General features: G+C 68.4%; 20 protein-coding genes. All 20 read left to right on the top strand.

The annotated features are described in order from the left end of the window. The coding region (locus J0670_RS13185) for a transglycosylase SLT domain-containing protein (RefSeq protein WP_207811717.1) at positions 1-358 on the top strand (358 nt) is incomplete at its 5' end. Continuing rightward, entirely contained in the window at positions 358-600 is a 243-nt protein-coding gene (locus J0670_RS13180) for a hypothetical protein (RefSeq protein ID WP_207811716.1), read from the top strand. The genes J0670_RS13185 and J0670_RS13180, both read left to right, overlap by 1 nt. Positions 601-641: 41 nt before the next feature. Beyond that, positions 642-923 (top strand): hypothetical protein, encoded by a 282-nt coding sequence (locus tag J0670_RS13175; RefSeq protein WP_207811715.1) that lies wholly within the window; start codon positions 642-644, stop codon positions 921-923. A gap of 130 nt (positions 924-1,053) precedes the next feature. Then, a complete protein-coding gene (locus tag J0670_RS13170; protein WP_207811714.1) occupies positions 1,054-1,755 on the top strand; it encodes a hypothetical protein in 702 nt (233 codons plus the stop codon). Between the two features lie 121 nt (positions 1,756-1,876). Beyond that, positions 1,877-2,428: a hypothetical protein gene (locus J0670_RS13165; protein WP_207811713.1), complete on the top strand. Its 552-nt coding sequence runs from the start codon at positions 1,877-1,879 to the stop codon at positions 2,426-2,428. Beyond that, positions 2,425-2,613 carry a hypothetical protein gene (locus J0670_RS13160; protein ID WP_207811712.1) on the top strand — a complete coding sequence of 63 codons (189 nt, stop codon included), beginning with the start codon at positions 2,425-2,427 and terminating at the stop codon, positions 2,611-2,613. Before J0670_RS13165 ends, J0670_RS13160 begins: the two co-directional genes overlap by 4 nt. A gap of 520 nt (positions 2,614-3,133) precedes the next feature. Then, positions 3,134-3,325 carry a hypothetical protein gene (locus J0670_RS13155; RefSeq protein ID WP_207811711.1) on the top strand — a complete coding sequence of 64 codons (192 nt, stop codon included), beginning with the start codon at positions 3,134-3,136 and terminating at the stop codon, positions 3,323-3,325. Positions 3,326-3,506: 181 nt separating this feature from the next. After that, positions 3,507-4,223, top strand: a complete 717-nt coding sequence (locus J0670_RS13150; protein WP_207811710.1) for a hypothetical protein — start codon at positions 3,507-3,509, stop codon at positions 4,221-4,223. Between the two features lie 79 nt (positions 4,224-4,302). Further along, a complete protein-coding gene (locus J0670_RS13145) occupies positions 4,303-5,055 on the top strand; it encodes a hypothetical protein (RefSeq protein ID WP_207811709.1) in 753 nt (250 codons plus the stop codon). An 84-nt stretch (positions 5,056-5,139) separates the two neighbouring features. Continuing rightward, complete coding sequence (locus tag J0670_RS13140; protein ID WP_207811708.1) at positions 5,140-5,445, top strand: hypothetical protein; 306 nt, start codon at positions 5,140-5,142, stop codon at positions 5,443-5,445. Further along, positions 5,442-5,618 (top strand): hypothetical protein, encoded by a 177-nt coding sequence (locus J0670_RS13135; RefSeq protein ID WP_207811707.1) that lies wholly within the window; start codon positions 5,442-5,444, stop codon positions 5,616-5,618. The genes J0670_RS13140 and J0670_RS13135 overlap by 4 nt, the downstream gene beginning before the upstream one ends. Then, entirely contained in the window at positions 5,615-5,794 is a 180-nt protein-coding gene (locus tag J0670_RS13130) for a hypothetical protein (RefSeq protein ID WP_207811706.1), read from the top strand. The genes J0670_RS13135 and J0670_RS13130 overlap by 4 nt, the downstream gene beginning before the upstream one ends. Then, complete coding sequence (locus tag J0670_RS13125) at positions 5,794-6,198, top strand: hypothetical protein (RefSeq protein ID WP_207811705.1); 405 nt, start codon at positions 5,794-5,796, stop codon at positions 6,196-6,198. The genes J0670_RS13130 and J0670_RS13125 overlap by 1 nt, the downstream gene beginning before the upstream one ends. A 21-nt stretch (positions 6,199-6,219) precedes the next feature. After that, on the top strand, positions 6,220-7,125 hold the full coding sequence (locus tag J0670_RS13120) for a toprim domain-containing protein (RefSeq protein WP_243436960.1): 906 nt from the start codon (positions 6,220-6,222) through the stop codon (positions 7,123-7,125). Beyond that, positions 7,107-8,660 (top strand): phage/plasmid primase, P4 family, encoded by a 1,554-nt coding sequence (locus J0670_RS13115; protein ID WP_207811703.1) that lies wholly within the window; start codon positions 7,107-7,109, stop codon positions 8,658-8,660. Before J0670_RS13120 ends, J0670_RS13115 begins: the two co-directional genes overlap by 19 nt. An 11-nt stretch (positions 8,661-8,671) precedes the next feature. Further along, entirely contained in the window at positions 8,672-10,531 is a 1,860-nt protein-coding gene (locus tag J0670_RS13110) for a DNA polymerase (RefSeq protein WP_207811702.1), read from the top strand. Further along, the gene (locus J0670_RS13105; RefSeq protein ID WP_207811701.1) at positions 10,521-10,967 is read left to right on the top strand and encodes an endonuclease domain-containing protein; all 447 of its coding nucleotides are present in this window, start codon (positions 10,521-10,523) and stop codon (positions 10,965-10,967) included. Before J0670_RS13110 ends, J0670_RS13105 begins: the two co-directional genes overlap by 11 nt. Before the next feature lie 773 nt (positions 10,968-11,740). Then, positions 11,741-12,796, top strand: coding sequence for a sigma-70 family RNA polymerase sigma factor (locus J0670_RS13100; RefSeq protein ID WP_207811700.1), 1,056 nt, complete (start codon positions 11,741-11,743; stop codon positions 12,794-12,796). Positions 12,797-12,855: 59 nt separating this feature from the next. Then, positions 12,856-13,026, top strand: coding sequence for a hypothetical protein (locus J0670_RS13095; RefSeq protein ID WP_207811699.1), 171 nt, complete (start codon positions 12,856-12,858; stop codon positions 13,024-13,026). An 18-nt stretch (positions 13,027-13,044) separates the two neighbouring features. After that, positions 13,045-13,412, top strand: a 368-nt coding sequence (locus tag J0670_RS13090) for a hypothetical protein (protein WP_207811698.1), incomplete at its 3' end; no start/stop codon positions are given.

Raw genomic sequence — 13,412 nt, 5'->3', positions numbered from 1 at the left:
CGTCAGGGCCGCGCCCAGCACCGGCTACTCCAACGACCTCGCCGGGTGGATCGAGGAAGCCCGGGACATCCTGCGGGCGAACGGTGACCTCGTCCCCAGCGCGGCAGCGATCGAGCACCGCGTGATGGTCGAGTCCGGCGGCAACCCGGCCGCCGAGAACCACTGGGACTCCAACGAGGCGCTGTACGGCGGCACGTACGGCCTGCTTCAGACCATCCGCCCGACCTTCGACACGTACTCGCTGCCCGGCCACCGCGACATCCTCAACCCGGTGGACTCGATCATCGCCGGAGTCCGCTACGCCAACGCGACGTACGGCTCGTTCGAGGCGATCGCCTGGAACAGCGGTGGCTACTGATGGCCGACGACGAGCGCCTGGGCGGCGTGGTCATCGGGCCCCGCGAAATTTACGACACGCTGGTCGAGGTCAGAGAGGACGTCCGCTCGTTGGCCCAGAGCAGCGATGCGGTCGACCAGACACTCCGTGACCACGAAGACCGCGTCCGTGCCCTCGAACGCTGGCGCTACGGCGTCGTCGCCTCCGGACTCGCCGGAGGCACCGCACTCATCACCGATGTCGTCGCACGCCTGAAGGGCTGAACACCATCGAAGACCTGAAGACCTGGATCACCGAGAACCCCGTGCGAGCACGGTCGGCCATCGTCGCAGCGCTGACCGCGCTGGGCACCGTCGTGCCCAAGCTCGCCGGAATCCAGACCAACGAAGCCGTCATCGGCCTGCTGCTCGCCATAGCCACGATGGCCGCCGGCCACTCCGCGGGCAAGCGCGTCGTCACGCACGCCACCGACACGGCCAACTCCGAGGCCGCCCGCGCCGAAGCCCTTGCCGAGTGCTGCGCGTGCCCTCACGCGGACCCGGCTCCCACCGTGATCGGTGCGGACGGGATGAAGATCAAGCGATGATCCCGGCCCCGGCCTGCCTTCGGGCGGTCGGGGCCTTTCGTCGTTGTGCACGGGCCTGTGGTGGAATGGGAACAAGGGCGGACAAGCATTGGTTCCACAACACTCTGCCCGGCAACCTGGAGAGGACCCGATGCCCCCGAAGAAGAAGGCCGCGCCCGTCTGGCAGGCGTTCCCTGGCGCCCAAGAGGTCATGGACAGGGCCGTGCCACTGGTAGCGCCCGCGCAACAGTCGCGCGACTTCGGGCCGCTCGCCGCAGTGGTGTTCGAGACTGCTCTGATCTTCACCAACGCGGACGGGTTGCCAGACCTCCGGCGCGAGAGCTACGCCACCCGGCAGTGGATGTCCTCCCTTCTGGACGCGGCCGGAATTGTGGCACCCCCAATGTCTCCGCTCGACGTGCGAGAGGCTGTCAAGAAAGATCGACAGAGTCTCCTCCAGTCCATCCGCGAGGCGATCTCGCCGGTGCGGGTGAACTACGTCTACTCCTTGGATGAGCTGACGGACGAGCGGGCGCGCCTCTTCCCGAACCTCTCGTCTTCCGAGGAGATTTTCGCCTACTACAAGATCATCCCGAAGACCCAGCGAGAGATCCGGACCGCGAACTACCACCGCAAGGCAGCTCTCCAGAGCATCGGGGCGGCTGTGCTGGGTGCCGATGGGGAGGTTCCGCCGGGCCGCTGCGCCGAGGTGGTCCACAGTTTGCACCGCACCGTCGCGGCCCTGTCTCCGAAGGTCTTCGAGGAACTGTCACCCGAAGTCAAAGACCAGCTCCGCAAGGAACTCGCCGAGACCCGCGCGGCGCTACTCGCGCTGGAGTCCGCGCTGAGCTGACGCCAACACCCCCAGGCCCCACCTTCCCCATCCCGGGGAGGGCGGGGCCTTTTCGCGTTTCGGGGTCTGCCGACCTGGTGTTAACCGGGGTGCCTCAACCATGGCGAAGGAGTGTGCCGACATGAAGAACATCGCACTGATCGGCCGGGCCCGATCGGGCAAGGACACGGCCGCCTCGGTGCTGCGCGAGCACGGGTACGTCCGGCTCGCGCTGGCCGACCCGCTCAAGCAGATGGCGTACGACATCGACCCCGTGGTGGGCACCGAGCTGTTGGGTGTGAACGCCCCGGCCCCTGTCCACCTGGCCGACGCGGTGGACCGCTACGGCTGGGAAGCCGTGAAAGACCGGTTCCCGCAAGCGCGGCGATTCTTGCAGCGGCTTGGCACGGAGGGCGTCCGCCGGCACGTCGACCCGGACTTCTGGATCGGCCGCTGCCTTCGGGCCGCCGCTGCCGTACGGGGCCCGGTCGTCGTGAGCGACGTCCGCTTCGTGAACGAGGTGGACGTGCTGCGCGCTGCTGGATTCGCGGTCTGGTTCATCGACCGGGGTGCTCCGGACGGCGACCACCCCAGCGAGCAACTGGGGCCGGAGCATGCCGATCTCGTCATCCCAAACACCGGCTCCCTTGCCGACTTCCACGCCCGAATCCGCGAAGCCCTGGAGGCCCGATGACCCTGCGCGACCGCTTCGACGCGATCGACCGCACCGCGACCGCGATCGAGAACATCGTGTTCGTCTATACCCCGTTCCCCGATCTGATTCCCGCCGAGGAACGCGAGGCCGACGAACAGGCGGCCATCGCCCGGGTATCGTCTGAGGTTCCCGACTACTCCGAACTTCTTCCTTCGCTGATGTAATCGGGTTCGATAGATCTACATGATGCAATCAAATTGAACCGACTGACCATTCACCTCGTTTCGAATGATGATTCAAATCGTTCTCAACTTCATTGATTCAGACTGATGAATCTCAGGATTCAACGAGTTGCATCATCCCCCTGTCAACGTTCGCCGCATTGATTGCCTCATCCATGATCTACTCTCAGAGTAGATCATGGATTGCTTAACACTATGAGTTTGCTTCACGTCAAGGCCCGCTAGCCCGCTAGCCCGCTGGCGTGCTGAAACATCGGCATGATGACCCCGCCTGTCCTCCCTGTTGGGGTTTTCGCATGCGGAAACCTAGCAGCAAGGTTTTCGCATGCGGAAACCTCAGCAAGGCGCTGAGCTGGAACGATATGTGCACGAAGAAATGGGATTTGGCACACCATCTGAGGGTACGTAGGATCTCACCACGCGAAGCGGGCCACCCCCGGCATGGGGTGGCCCGCGTGTTCCGTCGTGCGGTCTCGTAGCCACAGAAAGGAACCTTCTCATCATGACACAGGCCAGCCGTTCCAAGCCCTCAGCGGCCGATCGCCCGATCACCTGGCGGGAAGCCACCATCTACGTCCACGGGGCGCTCACCACGCTCAGCCTGCACAACCATGTCGGCTGGCCGACGACTACCGCTGCCTCAGTCGGCCTGACGGGTCCCGTCCTGTGGGAGCTACTGCGCCGCCAGCGCTGAGCACGGCGCAGTAAGGTAAGTAAGGTAAGTAAGGCTCCATCAGCCCCGGTTGTCCCTCGGACAGCCGGGGCTTTTGCGTGCCCGCACATGGAAGGACCGCATGTCCGAAGGCGTCCGTACGATTCACCAGCGGGGTTCCCGCTACTACGTCCATCCCGAGTCAGGCAACCTCGCCCCCTCGGTGACGTCCATCCTGAACATGGAGGCCAAGCCGTTCCTCCAGGACTGGTCGGCCGGCATGGCGGCCGAGTGCGCGGTGACCGACCTGGAGGTGGTCCAGCGCATCGCCGCCCGCGACCGCCAGGCCGCCGTGGACTTCCTGCGCTTCGCGGCCAAGCGCTACACCAAGGTCCGCGCCGACGTTGGCTCGCTGGTCCACGACTACTTCGAGCTGCGCCTGCGCGGTGAAGAAGTGCCGTACCCGCACCACGACGTGGAGCCGTACGTCCCGCACATCGAAGCGTGGCTCGACCGTTACCAGCCTGAGCTGCTGTTCGCGGAAGACGTGGCCTGGTCGCGCGAGCACGAGTACGCGGGCAGCTTCGACTTCATGGTGAAGATCAACGGCAAGACGGTCCTGGGCGACCTGAAGACCTCCAAGTCGGTCTACACCTCCGTGGCCGCGCAGCTCGCGGCCTATGCCCACGCGGACGATCTGATCACCGTGGACCGCGCGATCCAGGCGTTCCCGAGGGTCGAGGCGGGGGCGGTGCTGCACATCACCCCGGCCCGCGCCGAGTTCCGCCCGGTCAAGATCGACCGCGCCGTGTTCGAGCGCTTCCTCACCCTGCGCAAGCGCTTCACCGACGACCGGGCCTCGGACGCCGGGATCATCGGCCGCGTCGCCTGGAAGAACGAGGTCGGACACCTGACCGGCACCGCCCGCCGCGCTGCCTGACCGGGGCTTGTTAACCCTCCCGCCTCACACATCACGGGGCCGACCGACCGGCGGCCCCGCCCCGATAGAACGGAAGCACTTGAGCAACGCACTCGACAACATCTTCGCCAGCGACCCCGAGCTGGCCGAGCGCGCGGAGCGCGCCGAAGCTGCGGCCCGCCCGGACCTGGCCGGCGTCTTCCGCAACTATGAGGCGGCCCCCGATGGTGGCTTCCCGGTCGCCCAGCACCAGTGGATGGTGACCACCGCGCTGCCGACCACCGCCGAGGCCGTGGCCGAGCTGCTGGGCGGCGAGCCGTACGAGCGGGAGACCGAGGCCGAGGACGCCATGGCGGTCAAGACGAACGCCGACCGGGTCGAAGTCGTCATCGACGGCCCCGAAGCCGTCTCGCTCGACTTCAAGCAGTGGGTTAACGGCAAGCTCGCCCACCACTGCGACACCCGCACCTTCCTGTCGCCGCCGGAGGACGTCGGTGTGCCGTGCCGCTGTCCCGGCACCATCGCCGAGCTGAAGGACCGGGCGAAGGCCGAGCGCGGGCCGAAGCCCAGCATCGAGATCGATTTCACCCTGCCCCATGCCCTGGAGCTGGGCCGCTTCCGCTACAAGTCGTCCGGCTGGTCGCTGATCCCCGAACTGCCCGCGCTGAAGGGCGCGCTGGCCCGCTCCGGCGGCCCGTCGCTCGCCCACCTCATCAACGAGCGGGTGCAGTACACGAGTAAGGCCGGCCGCGATGTCGACTACCAGAAGGCCGCGGTGAAGGTCATCAAGCCGTACGAGCAGGCCGTCCTCGACAGCCCCTCGGCCGCGATCGAGGAGGAGCCGCCGTTCTAACCGGCGCTCCACCCACCAGCACCACCAGCGGGACCGGTCCTTCAGGGCCGGTCCCGCTCCCGTTTCCTCTGGAGAGAGAACCACTTGCACACCCTGACCGGCTCCGAGCCGATCCCGGCCCGGCTGATCAACCCCCTTCCGGACGTCGACCGCGCGCAGGAGATCATGCGCCTGGCGTTCCGCGAATCCCCCCGGCCGCCGTCGGCCGGCACCCGCAACAGCCAGGCCAAACTGACCGAGCGCAAGGTCTACGCCATCCGCCGCGCCGCCGACCTGGGCGCCAGCCTCTCCGCCCTCGCGGAGGCGTTCGGCATATCCGAGCGCGCCTGCCGCCACATCGCCCGCCGGACCTCCTGGGCTCACCTTCCCGAGGAGGGGACTGCCCGTTGACCGACCACTCCATCCCGCTGTGGACGGTCCCGCCCGAGCAGCGCCGGGCCTTCCTGCACGGCCGGGCCCGCGCGCTCGCCGCCGAGGGCGCATCCCCGCGCCGCCTGCTGCGTGCCTCCGACGCGGCCCACACCGCCGACTTCCGCGAACCCCGGCCCCCGGAGGAAACATGATCTACCGCATCGGACCCGACTGTGCCCCGGCGATCGGCGACCTCTACACCGCCGGCCCCGGCGACACGATCGTCTTCCTCGCGGGCTCGCGCGAGCGCGAGGACTGGCTGCGCTTCTGGCAGGCCGCAGCGGTCGCCGTGTTTCGGGGCGCTGCCCTGACGGTGGTGACCGCCTAGTGGCCAACCGTGCGAAGGCGAAGGGCACCGCCTGGGAGTCCGCGGTGGCCGACTACCTGAACGAACAGCTCGGCCAGTACCGGGAGTTCTGGAAGGACGGCGACCGGGCGGTGCGCTGGAAGGACCCGCTGGACCCTGACAACGTGCGCCGCAACGTTCAGGAGGGCGTGGCCGACATCGGCGACCTGGGGGTGCGCCCGTTCGCCGGGGAGTGCAAGGCGGAGAAGTCGTACGACCTCGCTTCGTACGTCCGGCAAGCGGAGGCGGAGGCGAAGAACTCGGGGATGCGCTTCGGGGTCGCGTACGTGAAGCGGCCCCGGGCCCGGACCGAGGACGGGTACGCCGTCACCTCTATCCGCACGCACGCGGCGATCGTCAAGGCCCTTCGGGAGGCCGGTTACTAGAGAGAGGAGAGGGCCGTGCGCATGTCGGCGATCCTGGGCCGCCTTGAGGAGTGGCGGGACTACCAGCCCGGCGAGTGGGTCGCCCGCTGCCCGGCCCACGACGACGGGAAGCCGTCGCTGTGGATCAACCTGAAGACGTCCGGCATGGTGGGCCTGGCCTGCCGCGCCGGGTGCGCCTTCGAGGACATCGTCGCCGGGATGGGCCTGCTGCCCCGGAACCTGTTCAACGTGGACGCCGAGGGACTGGTCGCCGTCGCCGAGGCCCGGCCGGAGCCCGTCTCCCCGTACCTGACGGCCGGGCTGCGGGTGTGGCTGGATGGTCTGCCGGCCGGTGAGCCGGATGCCGCCCCGGCCGTGGCCTACGCGCAGAAACGTTTTGGTCTTTCCTCGGCCGAGCAGGCCCGGTTGGACCTGCGCTGGTGGTCCGGTCCGCAGCCGTGCCCCGACTGGGTTCCGACCTCGTTCGTTCGTTATCCCCGCCTCGTCGTTCCGATGCTCGACTTCGCGGGAGTGGCCAGGGGCGCCCAAGGCCGGGACCTGTCGGGGCGCTGCCCGGTGCGGTGGATCTCGCTCGCCAACCCGGACGGGTTCGAGTGGCAGCGCTACGGGGTGTTCCCCGGGCCGGACCCGGATGGCCCGTGGGTGATCGCCGAGGGTCTGTCGGACCCGCTGGCGGTCGTCGCCGACGGCTTCAACGCCGTCGGGGTCCGCGGAGCCGCGCTGCTCAACAAGGACCCCGTGACCCTGGACGCGCTGGCCGCCGGCCTCGCCGACAAGGACGTGCGGGTGTGCGGCGACAACGACAGGTCGGGCCTCGCCTTCGCCCAGACCATCCTGGCCGCCCTTCACGAACGGGGCGTGCCCGCCCGGCGGTTGACCCTGCCCGCTGGTTTCAAGGACTACGCAGTTTGGAGAGAGAAGCGGTGACGGCGTACGCCATCGACAGCCTGACCACCCCCTACGAGCCGGAACGGCCGTCGCTGACCCTGCCGCCGGCCGAGGCGGTGGCCGCCTATCGCGAGGCGGCGTCCCGCTACGGGGCCTCGGACATCGTCAACGCCCACGCCTTGGTGCAGTACACCAAGGGCGGCATCAAGTACGCCGACGGTGTCGGGTTCCACGTGTGGAACGGGACGCACTGGGTGCGCAACGAGGTGCTGGTGCGCCAGGCCGCCCACGACCTCGGGGCGGCGATGGTGGAGACGCTGGCGAGGGAGAAGGAGGTCATCCGCGCCGCACTGGCGCTGAAGCTCGCCGGGGACGCGCTGGAGGCGGAGTACGAGAAGCAGGTCGCGGCCCTGCCGCTGGCGAAGGCGTCGAAGGGCTTCACCATGGCGCGCAGGATTGACGATTTGATCAGGGAGTTGGCGTCGGTTCGCGGGGTCCACTGCGAGGTGGACGACTTCGACAACCAGCCGCACCTGCTCAGCTTCGCCAACGGGACCGTCGACCTTCGCACGGGCCGGCTCCAGCCGCATAGCCCCGACGACATGCTCACGAAGTCCCTGCCGTGGAACTACAACCGGCTGGCGAAGGCCAAGCGGTGGCGGCGCTTCCTCACGGAGGTGTTCCCCACCGAGCCGTCGATGGTCGACTACATCCGTCGGCTGTGCGGGTACGGCATCACCGGGTCCACTGCGGAGCAGGCGTTCGCGGTGTTGATCGGCATCGGCGCGAACGGCAAGTCGGTGTTCCTGGACACCCTCTCGCACGTGTTCGGGGACCTGTCGGAGACGACCAGGTTCGAGACCTTCGAGGACCGGGGCTCCAGTATTCCGGCTGACCTGGCCGCGCTGCGCGGGGCCAGGATGGTGATGGCCAGCGAGGGTGAGGCGGGCAGAGCGATGAGTGAGTCCGTCCTGAAGCGCGCCACCGGGTCGGACCGGCTGACCGCGAGGTTCATGAGAGAGAACTTCTTCAGTTATCAGCCGTGCTTCCTTCTGTGGCTGGCGTCCAACCACTCACCCCAATTCCGCTCCCAGGACACCGGGTTGTGGAGGCGCGTGAAGTTGATCAAGTTCGATCGCTACTTCGCTCCGGAGGAGCGGGACCACGGCATCTTCGAGGAGCTGCGTTCCGAAGCCGAGGGCATCGCTGCCTGGGCGGTGGCCGGCGCAGTGGAGTGGTACGCCGAGGGCCTGAAGGAGCCCGACTGCATCAAGGCCGCGACCTCCAACTTCAAGGAGAACAGCGACGCCTTGGCGGAATTCCTGACGGACATCATGGTGAAAACTGGCGGCGAGCGGGACCACGTGCCCGCCCAGGATGCCTACAACGCGTACCGGGACTGGGCCGAGGCCCAGGGCGAGAAGGCCTGGACCCGCCGCGGATTCATCAGCGCGCTGGACGAGCGCGGCATCCGCCAGCACCGCATGAACAAGGGCCGGATGCTGCTCGGCGTGCGCTTCGCCGCCGAGCCAACAGCCGCAGGCCCCGGGATCTTCGCCCCCACCAACGACTAGGAAATGAGCACATGCGGGTACACCCGTACCGGCTGGCTGGAGAGTCAGTCACGATCAAGGTCCCCGAACGAGTGGACGACCTGCGGGAGTTCCGCACCTGGTGGACCGCCCACGCGGCGGCCGGCACGCTGATCGGCTTCGACACCGAGACCACCGGCCTGGCGTGGACGGACCGAATACGCCTCGTCCAGTTCGGCGACACCCACACCGCGTGGGTGATCCCCATCGAACTCGGCGGCCCGTTCCGCGCGGCGGCGATCGAGGCGCTGAGCAAGCTGCCCCGCCTCGTCGCGCATAACCTGGCATTCGACGCGCTGAAGGTGGACACCGAGTTCGGCATCAAGCTCGAAGACCTCTACCCGCGTGCCCAGGACTCCCGGGTGGCCGCCCATCTGCTCGACTCCCGCCACGACTACGAGGGTGGCGTCGGCCTGTCGCTCAAGCCGCTGTCGGCCTGGTACGTCGACCCGGCCTCGCCCGACACGCAGAACGACCTGACGAAGGTCTTCAACAGCATGGGCCTCACCAAGGAGAACGGCTGGGCTCGGATCGCCCTCTCACACGACGTCTACGAGCTGTACGCCGGTCTCGACGCGCTGCTCGTCGCCCGGCTGCTGCCCAAGCTGCTGGAGCGGTACAAGGCCGAGGGCCTGCGCTCGGCCCTGCTGCCCTACGAACACCGGATCGCCCTGGTGTGCGCGAAGCTCCAGCGCACCGGCATGCTGATCGACCCGGCCTATACCAAGGGCCTGGTCGGCCGCCTGGCGGACGAGAAGAAGCGGTTCTCCGACGTGGCGGCGCGATTCGGCGTGGCCTCGGTGAATAGCCCGGATCAGGTGTCCGCAGCATTGCTCGGGATGGGCGAGCGGTTGACGGAGAGGACCGACAGCGGGGCGCTGTCGGTGGCCAAGGAGGTGCTGCTGCCGCTGGCGGACCTGGACCAGGACTGGAAGCGGCTGGGGATGCGCGAGCCCAACCCGCTCGCGGACGCCGTGCTGCGGGCGAAGCGCGCCGGGAAATGGTCCACCTCCTATGCCGAGGCGATGCTGGACAACCGGGACCACTTCGACCGCATCCACCCGAAGATCAACCCCATGGGGGCGATCACGGCCCGTGCCTCCCATTCCGACCCCGCGATGGCGCAACTTCCCTCGCACGGTTGGGAGGTGCGCCGGTGCGTCGTCGCGGAGGAGGGGAGCGTGTACTTCTCCGTCGACCAGCAGGCCGTCGAACTCCGGGTGCTGGCCGCCCTGTCGCAGGAGTCTCGGATGATCCGGGCCATCGCCTCGGGTGCGGACCTGCACGGTTTCGCGGCGGAGATGATGTACGGCGAGGGCTACGACAAGGGGCAGCGCACGCTGGCGAAGATCGCCGGCCTGGGGACTGCCTACCAGGGCGGGGCTGCGACGCTAGCCAAACAGACCGGCCAGGAGGTGGCGGTCATGCGGGACACGCTCCAGCGCTACGGCCGGGCCTTCCCGGGCATCAAGAGGTGGGCCCGCAAACTGCAACGCCAGGCCCTCGCCGAGGGATGCACGATGACCACGGTGATCGGCCGGAGGCTCCACCTGGACCGCGACAAGTTGTACAAGGGCGTCGCCTACGCCTGCCAGTCGACCGCCCGCGACACGATGGGGCAGGCGCTGATCACGATGGACGATCAGGGTCTGACCCCCTACCTCACCATGTGGGTGCACGACGAGGTCGTGGGCACGGCCCCGAAGCGGGAGGCTGCGGACGTGGCCCAGGCGTGTGCGGACGCCATGAAGATGACGCTGCTCGGGGTGCCGCTGGACACCGACGCCGAGGTGTACGGGCCCTCCTGGGCCGACGGCTACGGGCTCCCGGAGGAGTGGGCCTATGCAGCGTGAGCCCGAGAGCGAGTTCACCCAGTTCTGCGAGGTGTGCGACGACGAGAAACCCCTCGGGCAGTTCGGCCGGCGCAAGCGCGCACCCAACGGCCGGGCGAACGTCTGCCGACGATGCGTGAGGGCGGCGAACAACAAGGCGAACCGTGATCCGTCCGTTGTCCGCAGGAGGCGGGACGCCCGGCTGCGGCGGGTCTACGGCATCACGCTGAGTGACTATGAGCGGATGGGTCGCCAGCAGCGGTGGCGCTGCGCGATCTGCGGGCAGAAGGCCGCCGCCGGGGACCGTCTGGTGGTGGACCACGACCACGATAAGCCTCACGGACTCGCCGTCAGAAGACTGTTGTGCAGGGGCGAGAACGCCGCTTTGGGGCACTTCGGCGACTCCTCCGACCGGCTTGATCTCGGGGCCGCATACCTCCGCAAACACGGCAAATGAGATTCAATTCACATTACCTACTCTTTGCATACATATATGCAGATAGTGGGCTTGATCGAGCCATAGGCGACTATTTACTAACTCTTCACATGTTGAGTACACAACGAACACACGCCTAAGCTCCCCCTCGCACGCTGCGCCGGAGGATGCGCGGCCAGTCACAAGGAGTAGCGATGCGGCGGGGAGGATGGTCCCGTTCAGGCGGCTCTCGTCGCCACCTCCGCCGCATCGCCCGAGTCCGCCGGGAGATCGCCCGGACCATCTCTCCCGCCCTGGCGTTGGCCGTTCGCCTCGCCATGGGCATCACCGACAGAAGTCGTCTCAGCATCGAGCCCCCGGCCGAGGAGCCCTCCGAATGGGGCCCCGCCTGGAAGCGCCTCCGGACGTTAGCAACCCTGCACACCCATCGGTCGGTCCGGCCGTCACCCCACCGGGCGCGCGTCGAACGCGCCCTCCACTTGCGTCTCGCTCGCTGCATGGCCCTGTTCTCGCGATGCCTCACTCTCGCCGCGGCGTCGGCAATACGCCGAAGCCGTGCGGGAGTTCTCGCGGCCTGATCTGACACCAGGCCCCTTCAGGCCCCTGCCCTTCGGCTGAACCCGAACCGGCAGGGGCTTCTTCATGCCCCGACGCGGCCGTGCGCCCGCCGGGGCTTTGTCATGCCCTGACGCGGCCTGAGCGCCGGCCGCTGACTTCGCCATGCCTTTTTGCGGTCCGCCGCGCGGCGATACCGCACGCCTCGATCACTGTTCTGTACATGTCAAGGAATCTTCATGTCTTCCCCCTGCATCACCCCCGCTCTGATCCGCCAGGCCCAGACCCCCAAGCCGCTGCCCGCCCTCACTGGCATGGGCAAGCTCGACCTGGGCCGGGTGGCAACGGAGGAGATCCTGAACGGGCTTGAGGGCATCGCCCGGTCCGTATCCCGCAAGCGGGCCCAGCAGATGGAGGGTGACAGCCACCAGGCCGCGCAGGACATCGCCCAGGAGATGCGGCTGAGCTTCTGGCGCGCCCTCCAGGACTGGGACGTCGACGGCCCCAACACGGCCGAGTTCACCTCGTACGCCTTCCAGCGGGCCAAGCTCGACGGCCGGGCCGCCGCCACCCGCGAGATCGCCCCCGCCGCGCCGAGGTCGGCCGCAGGCGCCTTCATGGGTGCCCTCTCCCGCTGCGGCGGGGACTTCGAGGCCGCGAAGGACGAACTGGTCAACCACCCGGACGCCAAGCGGCGGTTCACCCCCGCGCACGCCGAGTTCGTCGCCGCTGCCTTCGTCCGTCCTACGCCGATCGCCACCGTCTCCGAGGGCTCGCTCGAAGCCTCGCCCGCCCAGGACCCGGACCACCTGGTCGAGTACACCTCGCTCGGCACCGCCCCGCGCACCGCCCGCCTGCACCTGGCCGTCACCAACGGCCGGCCGGTCGTCGCCGGAGCGACCACGGTCGGCTGGTGCACCGACCTCCAGCCCTCCCTGGCCCACAACCCGCTCGCCGTCTCCCGCGACGCCGTGCGCTGCAAAGGCGTGAAGGTCACCGGCACCAAGCGCGGCAAGCACGCCACCGGGGCCATCGTCGACCACGCGGCGGAGGCCGAGACCAGTGCCCGCTTCGCCGCCGCCGCTCAGGTGAAGGCCATCGAGCTGCTGGCCCGAATGTCCCCGACCGAAGTCGCCATCGCCCACCTCGCCTACGGCTTCGACGGCAACCCGCCGATGCTCACCGACGCCGGGAAGCTCGACGCCACCGCGATAGCCGAGGCTCTGGGCAAGACCCCCGGCACGGTCAAAGCCACCTGGTCGCGCGCCATGCGCAAGCTGCGGGCCGCCGCGTGAGCACCGCTGTTAACCGCTCTGCCTCAACCCTTCCGGACCCTCACGGAACGGAACACGCGATGAAGAACCCCACGGGCACCTACGCCCTGCCCGACGGCGTGACCCTGCACGTCACCCCCGACGACAACGACGGCTACCGCCTGGAGATCACCCGCGACGGCCAGAGCGTCCGCTACGACGGCGGGCACTCCGCCCGCGAAGTCCAGGCGTTCGTGACCCTGCTCAGCTAGATGATGGAGACAACCCCGATGACAACCGCAACCGAGACCGTCCGCCTGGACGAGCAGCGCTTCCCCTGCAAGTACGACGGCCCCCGCGACTACGCACGCACCCACGTGGACGCCGAGGGTGACATCGGCCTACTCGTCCACTGTGGTGAGACCACCGCCTCCATCTACCTGAACCCGGAGGTCGCCGAGTCCCTGGGCAACACACTGGTCCAGTCAGCCGCCCAGTCCCGCGCGGTCGTCCAGGAGATCGAGCGTGTCCGCCAGGAGGAGGCAGAGGCCGCCCGACGCCTCGGCGAATTGGAAGCTGCCCGCCAAGCTGAGCAGGCACGCCAGGCCGGACAGCCCTACCTCACGGCCGGCGGCTCTACCTCGCCCACCGCCCTCCC

The sequence above is a fragment of the Streptomyces sp. FH025 genome, from assembly GCF_017427025.1.
Taxonomy (GTDB): Bacteria; Actinomycetota; Actinomycetes; order Streptomycetales; family Streptomycetaceae; genus Kitasatospora.
The sequence above is the reverse complement of the archived record's forward strand: the minus strand, read 5'-3'. Positions and strand labels throughout refer to the sequence as shown.

Coding starts and splice junctions, on each gene's coding strand:
- J0670_RS13180 (WP_207811716.1), top strand. CDS start 358: ATGGCCGACGACGAGCGCCTGGGCGGCGTGGTCATCGGGCCCCGCGAA.
- J0670_RS13170 (WP_207811714.1), top strand. CDS start 1,054: ATGCCCCCGAAGAAGAAGGCCGCGCCCGTCTGGCAGGCGTTCCCTGGC.
- J0670_RS13165 (WP_207811713.1), top strand. CDS start 1,877: ATGAAGAACATCGCACTGATCGGCCGGGCCCGATCGGGCAAGGACACG.
- J0670_RS13160 (WP_207811712.1), top strand. CDS start 2,425: ATGACCCTGCGCGACCGCTTCGACGCGATCGACCGCACCGCGACCGCG.
- J0670_RS13155 (WP_207811711.1), top strand. CDS start 3,134: ATGACACAGGCCAGCCGTTCCAAGCCCTCAGCGGCCGATCGCCCGATC.
- J0670_RS13130 (WP_207811706.1), top strand. CDS start 5,615: ATGATCTACCGCATCGGACCCGACTGTGCCCCGGCGATCGGCGACCTC.
- J0670_RS13120 (WP_243436960.1), top strand. CDS start 6,220: ATGTCGGCGATCCTGGGCCGCCTTGAGGAGTGGCGGGACTACCAGCCC.
- J0670_RS13110 (WP_207811702.1), top strand. CDS start 8,672: ATGCGGGTACACCCGTACCGGCTGGCTGGAGAGTCAGTCACGATCAAG.
- J0670_RS13105 (WP_207811701.1), top strand. CDS start 10,521: ATGCAGCGTGAGCCCGAGAGCGAGTTCACCCAGTTCTGCGAGGTGTGC.
- J0670_RS13100 (WP_207811700.1), top strand. CDS start 11,741: ATGTCTTCCCCCTGCATCACCCCCGCTCTGATCCGCCAGGCCCAGACC.
- J0670_RS13095 (WP_207811699.1), top strand. CDS start 12,856: ATGAAGAACCCCACGGGCACCTACGCCCTGCCCGACGGCGTGACCCTG.